This is a genomic window from Serratia sp. CY38905 (assembly GCF_052168875.1).
Lineage (GTDB): Bacteria > Pseudomonadota > Gammaproteobacteria > Enterobacterales > Enterobacteriaceae > Serratia > Serratia sarumanii.
The window spans coordinates 531,090-546,724 of record NZ_JBJNLV010000001.1 but is presented as its reverse complement, the minus strand read 5'-3'; the positions used below and the strand labels follow the sequence as shown (position 1 = coordinate 546,724).

Here is a 15,635-nt window from a genome sequence, read left to right as displayed (position 1 = left end):
AAGCGGGCGCGGTGGAGGCAAGGCACTTCGGTGCGATGTGCTATGGAAACCGGTCTGCCCGCTTTTTTTCCCAGGAGCAACGATGTTTAACGGCAAGACGACGGATTACCAGGATGAGACGCTTACCAACAACGGGTTTTGGCCAGATTTGAGCCTGGCGGCGTTCCAGAAGCGCCGCAACATTCCGCCGGATATTGATGCGGAAACCCTGGGGGCGGCCCTGGTGGCCAGCGTGGCCGAGATTAATTTAGACCTGGAAAAGTTGGCGGCCCAGCACCAGGCGAAGGGATACACCACGGCCAAGGATGTGCCAGGCGTGGCGATCGGTGAGAAAAGCGCGCTGATCGCGCAGTACGAAAAAGCCGTTTTTGCCAGGGCAAAGGCGGATTTGCTGGGTGAGTACTCGACGCAGTTTAGCCGGGCGCCGAACGCCGGCCAGGAAAACCCGGAAACCCGCAGCCGGCTGTTAGCGGAAGCCGCCACGGTGCTGCGCAACATGAAGGGGGCGCGGCGATCGTCGGCGCGGCTGGTATGAGCAAGTTAGAGACGCTAACCGCGTTCCTCCAGGCCAATTTGCCGGCGCGCGTGGCCAACCTGGAATTTAACAGCGACATGGAAGAAGTGAGCTTTATCAACGCGCAGAAGGATTTGGGGCTGAACCAATACCAAATGGCGGTGATGGAGTACGAGGCGGTGTTGTCCTGGGGGCGCTTCCCGTACCGCCAATTTGACCCGCGCAACCTGTGCGCGCTGTTGCTGGCCTGGCTGATTGAGAACGCCGACCAGGGGCTAATTGAACAGGGGTTCGAACCGGTGTTGCCGGAGCTGGCGATCGTGGTCACGGACGATAAAACCGCGTTGGTGGAAATCGCGCTCAAGATGGCCGAGCCGCTCACGCTGACCCAGGACGAAGAAGGGCTAATCCCTTTCGACGGGAAGCGATGGCGATTGGCCGATCCGGAAATTTGGTGGGCCTTGGAAGGGCGCGTGTATGGCGTGGGCAGCACCGGCGCGCCGATCGGTGAAACGCCGTGATTATCAACGGTGAGCTGAGCCGCCCGCAGCTGCGGGCGCTGCGCAAGGAGTTGGCCAAGCTGGAAATGCCCCAGGCCAAACGCCAGCGCCTGCTATGGCGCATGGCCAAATACGGGGTGATAGCCGCGGCTAAGCGCAACGTGCGCAACCAGCAGCAACCGGACGGCACGCCCTGGGAAGGGAGGAAGACCCGGCGACGCGGCAAGATGCTGCGCAACATGCCCAATTTGCTGCATATCCGCGACATGCCAGAGCGGGAGGCCGTAAGGCTTTACCTCCAGGGCGGTGGATACCGCAACGGCAATAAGGCCGTGCCGGCGGGCGTGGTGGGGTTTTCGCAATCGGCAGGTATGCGAGTTTCCATCAAGCGGGAACAGGTGGCCGGCAGGAAAGCCGACACCGAGCGGCAAGCCACGCTGCGCCAGGCTAAGAAGCTGCGCCAGCTGGGTTATCAGGTGAGGCGCGGGAAGCGCTGGCGAAAGCCGCCGCTCAAGGAAATTGTGGGAAATATGTCATTCGCGCAGGCCGGCTTGCTGATCCGCAAATTGAGCGGCAAGGCGGCCAAAACGGCCTGGACGGTCGATTTACCGTCCCGCCCGTTCCTGGGCATGAGTGACGCGGATTTTAACAAAGCGTTGGCGCGTCAACTTCAGGCAATAGGGTTTGGCTGGAATGTGAAAGCGCAAGACATTAAGGGGAAACAATGAGTTGGCCAACGATTCAGGTTAACCAGGTAAACCGGCACCAGGGCGAAACCAAAGAGATCGAGCGGGTATTGCTGTTTGTCGGGGCCGGTAAAACCAATATCGGCAAAACGCTGCCGGTGAACACGCAAACCGATCTGGATGTGCTGTTGGGCGTGGGGGATTCGGTGCTGAAAAGCAACCTCCAGGCCGCCAAGCTGAACGCCGGGCAAAACTGGTTCGCGTATGTGCATGTGCTGGCGGAAGCCGACGCCGCCAAAAACTGGCCGGCGGCGGTACTGACCGCGCAGCGTGTGGCGAGTGTAGAGGGCATCGTTAACCTGGTGCCGGCAACGCTCGATGTAGTGAAGCAGGCGCAGAGCCTGCGGGCGGAGATTATCGCCAAGTTTGGCCGCTGGCAGTGGTTCATTCTGTCGGTGGAATCGCTGCAAAAGGGAGAGGGTTGGGCCGAGTATGTGGGCCGCATCAACGACCTGCAAAAAGGCGTTGCCGAGCCGGCGATCCAGTTGGTGCCGCGTCTGTGGGGCAATGAGCCGGGCGTTTTGGCGGGCCGACTGTGTAATCGCGCTGTGACGATCGCCGATAGCCCGGCCCGTGTGGCTACCGGGGCGCTGGTCGAAATGGGCAGCACGTCCACACCGGTGGACGGTTCCGGGGAAGTGTTGGAGCTGGCGACGCTCCAGGCGCTGGAGGCAAACCGCTTTAGCGTGCCGATGTGGTATCCCGATTACGACGGCCTTTACTGGTCTGACGGGCGCACCCTGGATGTGGAGGGCGGCGATTTCCAGGCGATTGAAAGCCTGCGCGTGGTGGATAAGGCGGCGCGCCGTGTGCGACTGCTGGCAATTCCTAAGATTGCCGATCGGTCACTGAACAGCACGCCAACCAGCATTGCGGCGCACCAACAGTATTTTGCCAAGACGCTGCGAGAAATGGCGCGCAGTACGCAGATTAACGGCGTGACGTTCCCCGGCGAAGTCAAAGCGCCGCTGGAGGGGGATGTGCAAATTACCTGGCGCACCTCCACCAAGGTGGAAATTTACCTGGTGATCCGTACCTACGAATGCCCGAAAGGCATCACGGTTAGCCTGATGTTGGATAACTCGCTGGAGGGCGCGGCATGACAAAACGAATTTCTGGCCAGTCGGTTGATTTCAACATGGACGGTGATTTAGTCCATGCGGAAAAAGTGAGCCTGAGCATTACCGACAACACCGCCGCAGCCCAAACGGGCGGCGTGCCTGATGGCTGGGTTTCCGGCGACGTGGCCGCCGAGGGGGAAATGGAGCTAAGCACCAAATCCCTGGCGCAGGTGACCGCCAAGGCGCGGGCCGCCGGCAGCTGGCGCGGCATCCCGCCGATTGATCTGATGTGGTACGCCAAGGCCGGCGGGGAGGAGCTGAAAGTGGAGGCGTTCGGCTGCAAGCTGATTTTGAGTGACATTCTGGATGTTGATCCGAAGGGCGGCAGCATCATGACGCACAAGATTAAGTTTGTGGTGACGGACGCGGATTTTGTGCGTCTGGGCGGCATTCCTTACCTGGAAGCGGAAGTGACGCAGAACCTGATCGGGTAAGGGTGACAGATGCAAGAGCATGAAAAAACGTTCTGGAGCCTGCTGTTATTGGGCGCGCTGATTGCTATCGGCAAGGTGTTAAGTAGCGATGAGCCGATCACCCCGCGATTGTTTATCGGTCGGGTGATCCTGGGAACGGGCACGGCAATGGTGGCAGGCGCGGCGCTGATTTGGGTGCCAGGTCTGCCCACCCTCGGGGTGGTGGGGGTAGGGGCGGCCCTGGGCATCGCCGGCCACCAGGCCGTTGAGCTGTGGCTTAAACGTAAGGGCAGCAATCTGTTAGCGGGGAAGATGAAAGATGACGTTAAGTGAAAAGCAGCAGCTGTTTACCGCCTTGATCGGCCAGCTGATCACCTGGGCCGGCGATCATGGCTACCGGCTGACGTTCGGCGAAGCCTACCGCACGCCTGAGCAGGCCGCGCGCAATGCCAAGACCGGCGCAGGCATCGCCAATAGCCTGCACACGCAGCGCCTGGCGGTGGATTTCAACCTGTTTATTAACGGCGTGTACCAGACCCAAACCGAGGCATTTACACCGCTCGGCGAGTATTGGGAAAGCCTTGGCGGTGCCTGGGGGGGCCGCTTCAAAGACCGCCCGGACGGCAACCATTTTAGCCTGGCGCACGACGGGCGGCGCTGATGGCCAAGGGGGCATGGTTGGGCCTGCTGGCCCTGGTGGCCAGCTTTGCCGGCGGCTGGCAGGCCAATGGCTGGCATCGGGATAGCCTGGCGTTGGCCGTAGAACGGGCCGCGCAGCGGGCCGGGGAGGAATCCCGCCAGGCATCGGAGAACGTGGCCAGCCGTTCGGCCCGGCAGTTGGAAAGCAAGCTGGAGGCGTTGCGCGATGCTCAACCGAAAGAGATCCGCACCGAAGTGGTTAAGCCGGTATTTACCCGCGTTTGTGTGTCTGATGAGTTTGTCAGGATGTACAACGATGCCGCAGATAAAGCCGAACGTGCCATTTCAGGAAAGTTTGCTCGTTAAATGCCCGGAGCAATTACCCAGGATAAACGGGGTAACCGGTAAAGACGTTAGCGAGCCGTTATTAACCTATTTAGATATTTATCCGCTGTGCGCTGCGCGGCATAACCAATTAGTAGATGAAATAAACCAACGTAAGGAATTGCAGCAATGAGCAAAGCAGAAAATAAAATTACTTTGACTATCCAGGGCAAAGACGTGGCTTTTGAGCCAAACACCACGGCCTATAACAGCCTGATTAACGATATGGCGATGGATAATAAAGTCGCCCCGCATGTGACCTATTTGCGCCGTATCGTTGCGGCGGAAAGTAAAACCGATCTGGATGAGCTGCTTAAACTGCCTGGCGCTGCATTGCAAATCGCGGAAGCGGTAAACGCGAAATATGCGCCGAAACTGGAAATTGAAGTAAAAAACTAACCAACCGGCTGCGGGCTATTGATAACAATTTCATTGAACAAGCGCTAACGCTGCGGCGTTATTACTTGCCGGCTGAAAATGATAGCTCTGAGAACTTAGCCCGCGCCATTTGGCTGGATAACCGGCATTGGGAAAATATGCGCGTGGCCACCGCAAACGGCATTTCTTTGGCATTTAAAGGCGAATAATGAAACAGCTAGATTTTACCCTGAGCCTGATCGACAAACTGACGCGGCCCCTGAAACAGGCCCAGGCATCGGTTACCGGTTTCGCGGAAAAATCGCAAGCGGCCTTTGGCAAGATTGCCGTGGGTGGGGCCGGGTTGGTCGGCGTCGGGTTGTCGATTAAGGGGGCGTTAGGCCCAGCTATCGAGATCACTGACGCGCTGAACGCGGCGGCCACGAAAGGGATTGATGACAGCACCTTGCAGAAGGTGGCGGGCGATGCGCTGGCCTTTGCCGCCAAATATGGCAAGTCGTCGGTGGACTTTATCACGTCCACCGAAGCGATCCGCAGCCAGGTGGGATTGCTGACCAACCAGGAGTTGCCGGCGTTTGCCGTGGCGACCAATACCCTGGCAGCGGCCACGAAAGCCAGCGGCGCAGAGGCGGCGGAGTACATGGGCAGCATGTACAACAAATTCAGCAGCTACGCCGAGAAGATGGGCCGCGTGAATTTCGCCGAGCAACTCGCTGGCAAAACGGCCTACATGGTCAAAGCCTTTGGCACCAACATGGGGGCGATCTCTGACCTGATGGAGGGCGCCAGGGGCGTGGGGGCAAACTACGGCGTCGGCATTGATGAGCAGTTAGCCGTGATGGGGCAACTTGAGCGCACGTTAGGATCGGAAGCGAGCAGCGTTTACGAGTCGTTTTACCAAACGGCCCAGGACGGGGCCAAAAAGCTGGGGATGAGCTTTGTTAACGCGGCGGGCGGCATGGTCAGCTTGCCGGAAATGCTGGAGAAATTACAGGCGCGCTACGGCAAGAGCATCGAGGGGAACCTCAAGGCGCAAGCCGCGCTGGATGATGCTTTTGGCGATTCGTCGGTACTGATTAAACAGCTTTACGGCAATGTGGATCTGCTGAAACGGCACATTACCGAGCTGGGCAGCAATGACGGGATGAAGCGCGCGACGGAAATGGCGGAGCGCATGGCCAATCCGTGGGAACGGCTTACCGCGATCTGGTATTCCATCCGGGCGGCGATGGGGTTAACGCTGTTGCCGGTGCTCTATCCGATGATTAACAAAATGGCGGACGCGGGCCAAACCCTGGTGCGCTGGTTGAAGCTGTTCCCCAACCTGGCGCGGGCCATTGGCCTGGCGGTGCTGGCGTTCCTGAGCCTGGCGGCGGCGGGGGCGATAGCCAACCTGGCGATCGGCGTCCACATGTTCCTGATGCTGGGGTTACGCAACCTGCTGGGGCCGGTGGCCAAATTGCTGGGCCTCAATCGCCTGGCCATGCTGGCCGGCGGCGCGGCCACGGCGGTGTTTAACCGTGGCCTGGTGATGCTGCGCGCGGGCCTGCTGGCGGCGTCGATTGCCGCCCGCACCGGTGCGGTGTCGTTCCTGCTGATGAGCTGGCCGATCGCGCTGTTGGTGGCCGCTATCGGTGCCGTGGTGGCGGCGGTGTGGATGTTCTGGAAGCCGATTAAGGCGTTTGTGTCCGGGTTTATTGCCGGCTTTAAAGAGGCCGCCGGCGCGCTGTCACCCTTTGCCGGCGCGTTTGACCTGGTGAAGCGGGCGGCGGCTGGGGTATGGGATGCGATTAAAACGCTGTTTGGCTGGTTCGTTAACCTGCTAACCCCTGTCCAGAGCACGGCGGCGGAGCTGCAAGCCGTCACCACGGCCGGCCAGCTGTGTGGCCAGATCGTTGCCGGCGCGATCGGCTTGTTGCTGTCGCCGATTGAGCTGGTGATCAAGACTGTCGGCCACTTGTTCGATGCGTTCGGCATCGTTAAGCAAGGCTGGCTGGACGTGGTGGCCGCGTTTGATCCGTCCTCGCCGATTGAATCATTTATGACGATTGGCCGTGTGGTATCGGGCGTATTTACCAAGCTGTGGGGCGTGTTCCGGTCTGCGTTTGCCGACACCTACAACTGGATCATCGACAAAATCAACATGCTGCCGGGCGTCAGTATTGACCCCATGCATGTGGATGTGGTGCCGACGGTGACCGAACCCCAGGGAATGGTAAACGTGCCGCCGGTGACGGTGCCGGCGATTGATGCGGGCGCGTTGCCCACGGGCCTGGCCACGTTGGAGGGTAGCAGCGCATTGCCGGCAGCTGCCCAGGCTGCGGCAGTGGCCCCGGTGGCGGTGCCACAACCTGCGCCGGCGCTGATGCCGGCGGCGGGGGCGCGCAAAACGCTGATTGAGGATGTGCGCGATCCTATCGTGGTGCCCAGGGCGATGCAGGGAACGGCGGCGACGCCCGCACCAAAGGTGCCGGTGGTGAAGGTGCCGCAGCCCCCGGCGCAGCAGGTGCAGGTGCTGGCCCAGGTGCAGACCGAGAAAAGCGCGCCGCCACCGCCCGCGCCGGATAAGTTGCTGAGTGGCGGCAGGTTAAAAGGAATTGGCCCCGGTGGGATTAATAAGGAAATTAACAATAATTCCCGAACCATTACCGACAACCGCAAAAATATTGAGAATGTCCATATTAACGTTAAGCAGGGTATGACGCCCGAGCAGCTAATGGAATGGCAGGAACTAAGTTAATGAGCGAACCCCTTTATATAGACCTGCTAATTGAAAATGGCGATTTCTCGCTAAATACAGGCCGGGAGCCGGTGTTATGTCATAACCGGGTAAGCATTGGGCAAGATTGTGTCCATGCCATTTTAGAAAGTGGATTGGTCACGCAATTAGTGGCGGAAAGAAGCCCAACACTTCGCGCTGACGTCATTATGCAAATGGTGTTGTTGCTGGAAGACGATACGCGAATTATTCCGGGTACGGTCGTGATTAGCGAGGAAACGTTAAAGCGGCTTTGGGTGACCGCAGAAACTTATGATTTCGGCAAAGTGGAGGCCAGCGTTAATTATGACAACGAAACCGCAGGTTGATTACGAGAAAGCCTTAACAGAAAGCGGAATGCCCATTACCACGGAGCAAGTTAATTCCAAATTTAACGAGTTGGTGACCGCCGAAGGGTTAATTACCAATACGTCAAAAATGTCGCCGTTTTGGCGGCTTATCCAGGCGATTATTACCGCCCCGGTGATGTGGTTAAAGGATGTTCTGGTGTCGGTCGTCATGGCCAACATGTATTTGGCCACCGCCGGCGGCACCTGGCTGGAAATGTTCGCCTGGGGCGTCAACGTGAAGCGCAAGCCGGCGACGGCAGCCGAGGGTGTTTTTCGGTTCGACAAGGAAAACGCCAGTGTCATGGTCACGATCCCCGCCGGCACGGTGGTGCAAACCGAGCGGCTTAACGGCCATGTTTACAGTGTGGCGGTGGTGAAGGAAACCACGTTGGCCGCCGGCACCGCCGGCGGGCTGGTGCCGGTGAAAGCGACCGAGCCAGGCGGCGCGCATAACCTGGCCCCCGGTTACTACCGGATTTTACCCCAGGCGGTGCCGGGCATTGTGCGGGTGGAAAACGAGGAGGGTTGGTTACTGGCCCCCGGCGCTGACCAGGAATCCGACGACGATTTACGGGACAGGGCGCGCAACCAATACAACCTGGCGGGCAACTATCACACGGATGCGGTTTACCGCAGCATGATCGCCAGCGTCGCCGGGCTGAGTATCGACCGAATTTTTTTCCAGCACGACGCCCCGCGCGGGCCAGGAACGGCAAATGCTTATCTGCTGCTGGATTCCGGCGTGGCCTCGCAGCCGTTCATTAACGCGGTCAATGACTACATCACCAACAAGGGGAACCACGGCCACGGCGATGATATGCAGTGCTTCGCCATGCCGGAAACCCAACACAACCTGGCCGTGACGCTGTTTGTGGAGAACAAAGCCAACTTTACGGCGGATGCGCTGGCCGCGCTGACGCGAAACAGCGAAACCTTGATCCGCTGCGCGTTCCGGCAAAACGCCGAGTACGACGTAAAGAAAACCTGGCCTTATGCGCGCTTCTCGTTTTCGAACCTGGCCAGGGAGTTACACCGCGCTTTCCCCGAGCTGGAATCTATCGCGTTTTCCCTGAGCGATATTGTTAGCGAGCTGAACGTGCCGCGTTTGAAAACCTTGAAACTGGAGGTTGCCGATGCCTGATTTTAAAGAACGCCTGGCGGGGATGCTGTTGCCGTCTTGGATGAATCGCGGGGAGCCGGCCAAGCTGCTGCGCGCCTGCCGCCATTTCTGGTTGTGGGTGTATGGCTGGCTGACCTGGCCGCTGAAACAGCTGGATGCGGCCACCTGTGCGGTGCCGTTGCTCCAGGTGCTGGCGTACCAGCGAGACATTACCCGCTTCAACGGGGAACCGCTGGAGCTGTTCCGCAAGCGCGTGCAGTACGCCTTTATCAACGCCCGCGATGCGGGATCGGTGGCCGGCTTTATCGCCATTTTTGAGCGCCTAGGCGTGGGTTATGTGGAAATCCTGGAGCGCCAGCCGGGCATAGATTGGGACGTGATCAGCGTCCGCGTGACCGATGGCCAGGTGGCCAGTAATCCCGATCTGCTGATGCAGGTTATCCGGCAGTATGGCCGCACCTGTCGCCGCTATCGATTTGAAGTGATTAACAATTCTGTCCTGCAATTACGCGCTGGCTGGGCGGGATGTGAATACGTGACTTACAGCGCCGCCAGCGCGGTGGCCAGTATCAATAACCAACATTCCGCCACCGTGGCGAGCGCAACACTGAAAGGATAATCAACATGTCACAAACCGCGATCACCTTTGCCTTTGAGCAATGGAAAGCAAAAGAAGCCGTGAACGGTTCCCGCGTGGTGCTGGACGAGTTCGTTTTCGCCAACGTGCCGGGCCTCGATGCCGGCAAGCCGATCGACCGTAAAGAAGGGATGCCGCCGGCGGGCCAGATTGTGCACCGCCAGGCAGTGAACAAAACCGGCGTCGTGAACAACAACGCCGTGGTGTATTCGGTCACCCTGGGCACCGATGTACCCGAATCTGGCGATTTTGACTTCAACTGGATTGGCCTGGTGAACAAAGCCAGCAATACGGTGGCGATGATTGTTCATGCGCCGACGCAACGCAAGGTGGCCAACCATGCCGGCCAGCAGGGCAACGCGATCACCCGCTCCTTTGTGATGGAGTATGACGGCGCGGCCAGCGAGACGGCGATCACTACGCCGGCGGAAACCTGGCAGATCGACTTTACCGCGCGCCTGGGCGGTATTGATGAAATGCAGCGCCTGATTAACCGCGATCACTACGGTGCCGGCGCGTTCTTTGGTAATGGGTTCCTGGTGGCCAAGGCCGGCGCGCAGTATTTCGTGACGGCGGGCACCGGCTATGTGGGCGGGCTGCGCGCGGTGCTGGCGGCCAACCAAAACATTACCGTGACGGCCAAGCCTATCAAGGTGTGGGCTGATGTGAGTTTGCAGGGCAACGTGGTAAGCCAATGGGCGGCTGCGGTGAAATTTACCGTTGCGGCTAACGCAGCGGATTACAAGGATAACGCCGGCTTTAAGCACTATGTGTTTGCGGTGGCCAGTATCGACGCCGCCGGCAACATTACCGACCTGCGCCCTAAAGGTTCCCTGTCCGACCAGGCCGGCAATGATGCCTACTTGCGTAAGGATGATAACTTGGCCTCCCTCAAGGACAAGGCGAAAAGCCGGGGGAGTTTGGGCCTGGGCACTGCCGCCACGCGCAACGTGGGCGTGGAAGGTGGCAATGTGATGGAGGTCGGGGCGTTTGGCCTGGGCATGGGGGCGCGGCATCGTGATGATGCTTACTGTAACCAGGGCGAAATCTACCGGTTAAACAACACCTCGAAAAATGCCCCCGGCAATCAGGTTTATGGCGTCTTGAGTCTGCCGTGCGACGGTGGCCCGTCAGGCGGCTATCTGGCAGTGCAAAACAACGCTGATGCTTTTATCGGTCGGTCGAATATTCCCGATAACGGGGTGACCTGGTTCCAGGTCTACACCACGCGATTTAAGCCGAAAGCGCAGGATGTGGACGCGGTATCGGCCACGCAGGGCGGCGAGTTTAAGCGCGAAATTCAAGCCACGGGCGGCGTAACCGTTTCGAACGGTTGGAACAGCCGTCCCGGTGGGATTTTCCCCGGCAACGGGGATTATGCCAGCTATGACGTGTGCAACCTGGATATTAAAAGCTGGTTCGGGATCGGGTTTTATAATTCTTGCCCGAATGCTGGCATCCAAGGCCGAACAGCTTTCATGAATGTGCGTACCGGTGATTTTAGCGCCAAAGGCCGGATCACGGGGGCGCAAGTTTGGGATGGTGCTGCCCGCGTTTACTCGCCGGCGAACAAGCCCACGGCGGCGGATGTTGGCGCGCTGACCGATGCCCAGGCGACGAAGAAATATGCCCTGCGCTCTATTCGTGTGAACGGCAAGCCGCTAAGCGCGGATGTGAATTTGTTGGCGTCGGACGTGAACGCCTGGAACAAGACCGAGGCAGACGGGCGTTTTGTTAAACAGTCCGGCGATACCATGAGCGGCCCTCTCGCATTGCCCCGCGTGGTATTTCCTAGCGAGGGTATGCAGGCATTAAACGCCGATAGCGACCTGACGCGGCCTGATGGTTTTATGCTCGAACAGTTGGGTGATAAATCAACCGGTTACCCACTGAAAAAAGGCAACCTGGGCAATTTGATGACGTTCAAACTCAACAAATACCGGCATGTCCAGTTTGCGATCGGGTCAGGCAATACAGAATTTTGGTTGCGCTCTTTGCGGGAAGATAATCCGGATACTTCCAAAAAATGGGCGCAGGTCTATACCACGGACTCTAAGCCGACTATTAGCGATGTGGGGGCCGCAGACCAGAGCAATAATTTTGCCGCCAGAATGGGCACTTCCCGCGTATTGGCTGGCAATAATGCGCCGACGTCGCCAGGTGTATGGAGCGCCGAAAATAGTTCCTGGGCGGCGGTGCCGTGGGGATCGGTTTTGTGTACAACCAATGGGAGCGATCTGTCTACTGCGCCAGGCAATGGCAAGTTCCAGCACTACTTGCAGCTATCGCACGAAATGGGCGGCAAACCTGGCTTGCGTGCGGCGGTCAACGTCAACGGCACGTTTAGCGGCTGGGATCGGGTCATGATGGCCAGCGGAGGAAACTTTACCGGTCAACCTATCGCCCCTTCTTTTGCCAGTACACCCGAAGTTAGGCCAAACGGTGCCGGGGCGTATGCCGACCAGTTGAGTACTCAGGCTCCGTTCTTCCAACCTAACTGGCAGTGGGATGTGAACACTGGCGGGGTATTTGTGCCTATCGCAAAAGGGACATCAACCCTTAAGGGGCGGGGCTATCCGACGGCGGTCAGTTATGGATATTTGAGAACCGGTAACAATGAGTTTGCTCACCCCGTCATCCATGCGCGCGGGGATAACAACTTTGATTGCATCTGGGATTTCAACCCCCAGGATGGGGGGATTCGGAGCAAGGCGGGCGAATTCGCCACCAGAGAATGGGTAAATCAGCACTGCCCGTTTCCAGTGGGCTATGTGATGTTAATGGGCAATGGGAGCGATCCGAATGGCCTCTATCCTGGCACCAAGTGGCAGGATTTGAACGGTACAGGTTATGACGGTCGAGTTATCAGCCTTGGTTATGACGTCATGCAAACCGGTGGTAGCAACCAAGTAACGATCGGGGCGCATAACTTACCAGACCACTCCCACCGGGGTGGTATGCGTGGCCCAGGGGCGGAATACGGTAGCACTATCTCGGGAACGGATAACGATGGACGCCACTCGCTCAACATCACTACGGGAACATATACGAACGGCAATGGTAATGAGTTTGTCCGTAATGAGCCTATCAACGTCACCAACGCCTATGTGCATGTTCGTGGCTGGATGCGTGTTGCATGATGAAACAGGAACGAAATGAGGGGGCATGGCGTCGGGCGGTGCTGCGGATGCCTGGTGATATGCAGGCGCTGACGTGCTCGATGGTGCCGGCGCATCCGTGGGTTTATGGTGTAGGGCGGCAAGAGGCATCCGGCAGTTACCTTAGCCCGACCAACGCCGTGGATTACCTGGCGGGCAAGCTGGCCGGCCAGGGGGCCGAAATCACCGCCACCGTGTTTATGATCTGCGCCAACTCACACGCCGAGTTTATGCCGTTGGTTGCGTCGTTGTCGGGGGTGCTGCCGCTGCCGGCGTTAAACCAGGTGCAGCGCATGGCGCAGACGGCGGCCACGCAGGCCGTTACCCGAATGCAACTGCCTGGGAAGATGGGCGGCGGCTTACCGGCGGCGGCGGTGCTTTCGACCAGTGCGCACCGCCTGGCGCTGAATGCGCAGCGTATCGCAGAAGCCAAGGCGGGCGCGGCGCTTGGGGCGAGTATTGGCGGCTTGAAGTCGGCTTTGGCCGGCTTTGCCGAGGCTCGCCAATCCGCCCTGGCGATGGTGAGCGATGCCATGACGGCATTACAGGGAAAAAGCGCGCCGGCGTGGGTGTTTACGGCGAAGGGGGCCGCCGCCAGCGTAGGCGCGGCGATGAAAAAGGATGTTCCTCGCCAGGATGCAGTTTTTACCCTGGCGGTGTTGTTCGTAGGCAAGGATTTAGAGCAGTTGGAGGCGATGATCCATGACGATAGTCACGCTGGCGCTTAATGGTGAAGCTATCCCGCTTAAAGGGATCATGGTGACGCCGATGATGCAGTTTCAGGATAAAGACCAATCCGGGCAGACCTCGAGCACGGCGAACGCCGAGCAGGGCATAAAGCCCAAGGAACTGCGCATTTCCGGCATGATCCCGTTCAGTGAAGCCAAGGTGTTAACGCGCCTGTTTGCCCTGGCGGAGGCCACGGAGGGCGGCAAGTTGAAACGCTACCGTGTGGCCAACCATACCGCCCAGGCCATTAACTTTAGGCTGGCGACGTTCACCGGTTCGATTGACGCGCCGAAACAGGACGGCAAGCAAGCCTGGCTGGTGACGTTCACGATGCGCGAGCATTTGAGCGTGCCGGAAAGGAAAGACGCGCGGGAGGGCAGCAAAACCGCCGCCAAAAAACAGACGCCAGGCGCGAATGGGCAGGTAAACGGGAAGGGCGCAGCGGCAGAAGACGAGCAGAAATTGAGTTGGTTTGAGCGCCGCGTTTTGAAGCCGGCGGATGATGCGTTGGCCGGCGTGGTGGGGGGCGAATGAAACCGATTAAGCGTCTGATGTTGTCCGGGGATGCGGTGCCGCTGGTTGATCTTAACCTGGTGCTGGAGTTGAACGGCTGCGGGCGCGGGTTTATCACCGCGCAGACCGAAACGGACTACACCGGCAAGCTGGTGCGCCTGGACGCCGGCTATACGGATAGCATTTTGCGTTGGTTCACCGGATATGTGGAGCGCGCGCAGCCGGCAGAGAACGGTTTTCAGCGGTTGTTTGTGCGAGAGCTGGCGGGCGTGTTCGAAAGGCTGTGGCCGTGTTCGTTCCAGCACCCGACGCTGCGCCAGGTGGCCAGCTGGTTGGAAGAAAACAGCGGAATAACGATCGCGCTGCCGGCGCAGGCGGATTACCTGGACAAGCCGATCCCCCATTTCACCCATAGCGGGACGGGTTATCAGCTGTTGGCCAACCTGGGGGCCGCTTTTGGCGTGCCTGATTACGTTTGGCAACCGTTGCCGGATGGCGGCGTGTTCCTGGGGAGCTGGGCGCATTCCATGTTTGCCAGCAAGCCGGTGGATATTCCCGCCGAGTTTAGCCAGGCGCGCGCCGGCGGCAACAGCATGACATTACCAATGGTGCAGGCGCTGCGCCCTGGTGTGGTGGTCAATGGCCGCCGGCTGTCGAGTGTTCGCCTGGAAAACGACGACACCACGATCACATGGCTGGCGGTAAACCCGCTGACGGGCAAGGCCGTGGCCATGACGCCGGCGCAGCGCCAGATTGATGCGGCTTACCCAGAGTTATCGGCGGGGCTGCATCTGCCAAAATTCGCCAGGGTAGAGGCCCACGCGGAGGCGGTGACCAGTGGTGACCTGGCCGATCCGTTCCGGCCACGCTACGCCGTGGATTTGCAGCTGTTGGACGCAGACGGCCAGCCGGCAAAAAACACGCCGATTTATCCGGCGGTGCCGCTGCCGGTGCCGATGGCGGGCCAGGATTCGGGCATGTTCCAGTTTCCGCCGGTGGGAACGCTGGTTGAGGTGGCTTTTACTGATGGGCGGCCTGATAAGCCGTTTATCCGGCAGACGCTGGCCCAGGGCAACACGCTGCCGGATGTGAAGCCCGGCGAGCAGCTACAGCAGCAGCGGGAGGAAGTTTCCCAGCGGGTGACGCAGGCAGGGGATTGGGAGCGGAAAACCGACCAGGCGATCCGTGAAAATTCCATGACCAGGGAAATCCAGGCCGATGAGGAAACACGCACCGTGGTGGTCAGGGACACAACCGTGCAGGCTAACGATAAAACCACGGTGCTGGGCACATCCACCTTGTTGGCCGGTGCGGTGCAGCACATCGCAGAGGGCGATTACAGCGTAGCGACGCAGGCCAACGCAGTGGCCAGCGTGGGCGGCGATGCCACCACGGCGGTGGCCGGCAGCCTGATGGAGAAGATTGGCAAAATCCGCAGCAGCATAGCGGCAGCACGCCAGGAAGTGATCGCCCCGGTGGTGTGGGTGGGGAGCCAGCAAATCAACGTGATGGCCTTGATGCTGGAAACGTTGGAGGTGGTGCAGGAGCTGGCGCAGCAGACTGCGGCCCACACCCACAGCAACACCGGCGCACCGCAGAACGCGCAGGCAATCAGCGCCGCCGGCACGAAGTCCAGCCAGCTGAAAACCAAATACGCGCCCGTGATTGGGTAGGA

At 59.3% G+C, this 15,635-nt stretch carries 18 protein-coding genes and 1 pseudogene; all 19 read left to right on the top strand.

What is annotated here, in order from left to right:
* The first annotated feature begins 82 nt into the window (after positions 1 to 82).
* The 19 genes and pseudogenes from ACJ8MK_RS02810 to ACJ8MK_RS02720 all read left to right on the top strand — a co-directional run bounded on the left by ACJ8MK_RS02810 (position 83) and on the right by ACJ8MK_RS02720 (position 15,633).
* A complete protein-coding gene (locus tag ACJ8MK_RS02810) occupies positions 83 to 535 on the top strand; it encodes a head completion/stabilization protein (RefSeq protein WP_442517481.1) in 453 nt (150 codons plus the stop codon).
* A complete protein-coding gene (locus ACJ8MK_RS02805; RefSeq protein WP_060423271.1) occupies positions 532 to 1,035 on the top strand; it encodes a phage tail protein in 504 nt (167 codons plus the stop codon). The genes ACJ8MK_RS02810 and ACJ8MK_RS02805 overlap by 4 nt, the downstream gene beginning before the upstream one ends.
* Positions 1,032 to 1,742, top strand: a complete 711-nt coding sequence (locus ACJ8MK_RS02800; protein WP_161764264.1) for a hypothetical protein — start codon at positions 1,032 to 1,034, stop codon at positions 1,740 to 1,742. The genes ACJ8MK_RS02805 and ACJ8MK_RS02800 overlap by 4 nt, the downstream gene beginning before the upstream one ends.
* Entirely contained in the window at positions 1,739 to 2,863 is a 1,125-nt protein-coding gene (locus ACJ8MK_RS02795; RefSeq protein WP_164070534.1) for a DUF2586 domain-containing protein, read from the top strand. Before ACJ8MK_RS02800 ends, ACJ8MK_RS02795 begins: the two co-directional genes overlap by 4 nt.
* The gene (locus ACJ8MK_RS02790) at positions 2,860 to 3,315 is read left to right on the top strand and encodes a DUF2597 family protein (RefSeq protein WP_047730038.1); all 456 of its coding nucleotides are present in this window, start codon (positions 2,860 to 2,862) and stop codon (positions 3,313 to 3,315) included. Before ACJ8MK_RS02795 ends, ACJ8MK_RS02790 begins: the two co-directional genes overlap by 4 nt.
* 9 nt (positions 3,316 to 3,324) lie before the next feature.
* Entirely contained in the window at positions 3,325 to 3,627 is a 303-nt protein-coding gene (locus tag ACJ8MK_RS02785; RefSeq protein ID WP_073528772.1) for a phage holin family protein, read from the top strand.
* Positions 3,614 to 3,955 carry a M15 family metallopeptidase gene (locus tag ACJ8MK_RS02780; RefSeq protein WP_442517480.1) on the top strand — a complete coding sequence of 114 codons (342 nt, stop codon included), beginning with the start codon at positions 3,614 to 3,616 and terminating at the stop codon, positions 3,953 to 3,955. Before ACJ8MK_RS02785 ends, ACJ8MK_RS02780 begins: the two co-directional genes overlap by 14 nt.
* Complete coding sequence (locus ACJ8MK_RS02775) at positions 3,955 to 4,299, top strand: hypothetical protein (RefSeq protein ID WP_060437265.1); 345 nt, start codon at positions 3,955 to 3,957, stop codon at positions 4,297 to 4,299. The genes ACJ8MK_RS02780 and ACJ8MK_RS02775 overlap by 1 nt, the downstream gene beginning before the upstream one ends.
* A 147-nt stretch (positions 4,300 to 4,446) precedes the next feature.
* Positions 4,447 to 4,716: a putative phage tail assembly chaperone gene (locus ACJ8MK_RS02770; protein WP_123061536.1), complete on the top strand. Its 270-nt coding sequence runs from the start codon at positions 4,447 to 4,449 to the stop codon at positions 4,714 to 4,716.
* An 8-nt stretch (positions 4,717 to 4,724) separates the two neighbouring features.
* Positions 4,725 to 4,904 carry a DUF6890 family protein gene (locus ACJ8MK_RS02765; RefSeq protein WP_071845368.1) on the top strand — a complete coding sequence of 60 codons (180 nt, stop codon included), beginning with the start codon at positions 4,725 to 4,727 and terminating at the stop codon, positions 4,902 to 4,904.
* Complete coding sequence (locus tag ACJ8MK_RS02760; RefSeq protein ID WP_262942357.1) at positions 4,904 to 7,435, top strand: phage tail tape measure protein; 2,532 nt, start codon at positions 4,904 to 4,906, stop codon at positions 7,433 to 7,435. The genes ACJ8MK_RS02765 and ACJ8MK_RS02760 overlap by 1 nt, the downstream gene beginning before the upstream one ends.
* The gene (locus ACJ8MK_RS02755; protein ID WP_047730045.1) at positions 7,435 to 7,782 is read left to right on the top strand and encodes a DUF2590 family protein; all 348 of its coding nucleotides are present in this window, start codon (positions 7,435 to 7,437) and stop codon (positions 7,780 to 7,782) included. Before ACJ8MK_RS02760 ends, ACJ8MK_RS02755 begins: the two co-directional genes overlap by 1 nt.
* Positions 7,760 to 8,944, top strand: coding sequence for a baseplate J/gp47 family protein (locus ACJ8MK_RS02750; RefSeq protein WP_442517479.1), 1,185 nt, complete (start codon positions 7,760 to 7,762; stop codon positions 8,942 to 8,944). Before ACJ8MK_RS02755 ends, ACJ8MK_RS02750 begins: the two co-directional genes overlap by 23 nt.
* The gene (locus tag ACJ8MK_RS02745) at positions 8,937 to 9,542 is read left to right on the top strand and encodes a phage tail protein (RefSeq protein WP_047730047.1); all 606 of its coding nucleotides are present in this window, start codon (positions 8,937 to 8,939) and stop codon (positions 9,540 to 9,542) included. The genes ACJ8MK_RS02750 and ACJ8MK_RS02745 overlap by 8 nt, the downstream gene beginning before the upstream one ends.
* Positions 9,543 to 9,547: 5 nt before the next feature.
* Positions 9,548 to 10,501 (top strand): annotated as a pseudogene (locus ACJ8MK_RS02740) (phage tail-collar fiber domain-containing protein); the annotation flags it as partial.
* 33 nt (positions 10,502 to 10,534) lie between these two features.
* A complete protein-coding gene (locus ACJ8MK_RS02735) occupies positions 10,535 to 12,700 on the top strand; it encodes a tail fiber protein (RefSeq protein WP_442517603.1) in 2,166 nt (721 codons plus the stop codon).
* Positions 12,700 to 13,446 carry a hypothetical protein gene (locus ACJ8MK_RS02730; protein WP_442517478.1) on the top strand — a complete coding sequence of 249 codons (747 nt, stop codon included), beginning with the start codon at positions 12,700 to 12,702 and terminating at the stop codon, positions 13,444 to 13,446. Before ACJ8MK_RS02735 ends, ACJ8MK_RS02730 begins: the two co-directional genes overlap by 1 nt.
* Positions 13,421 to 13,981: a baseplate complex protein gene (locus tag ACJ8MK_RS02725; protein ID WP_442517477.1), complete on the top strand. Its 561-nt coding sequence runs from the start codon at positions 13,421 to 13,423 to the stop codon at positions 13,979 to 13,981. Before ACJ8MK_RS02730 ends, ACJ8MK_RS02725 begins: the two co-directional genes overlap by 26 nt.
* Positions 13,978 to 15,633, top strand: a complete 1,656-nt coding sequence (locus ACJ8MK_RS02720; protein WP_342095648.1) for a hypothetical protein — start codon at positions 13,978 to 13,980, stop codon at positions 15,631 to 15,633. Before ACJ8MK_RS02725 ends, ACJ8MK_RS02720 begins: the two co-directional genes overlap by 4 nt.
* Positions 15,634 to 15,635: the final 2 nt, after the last annotated feature.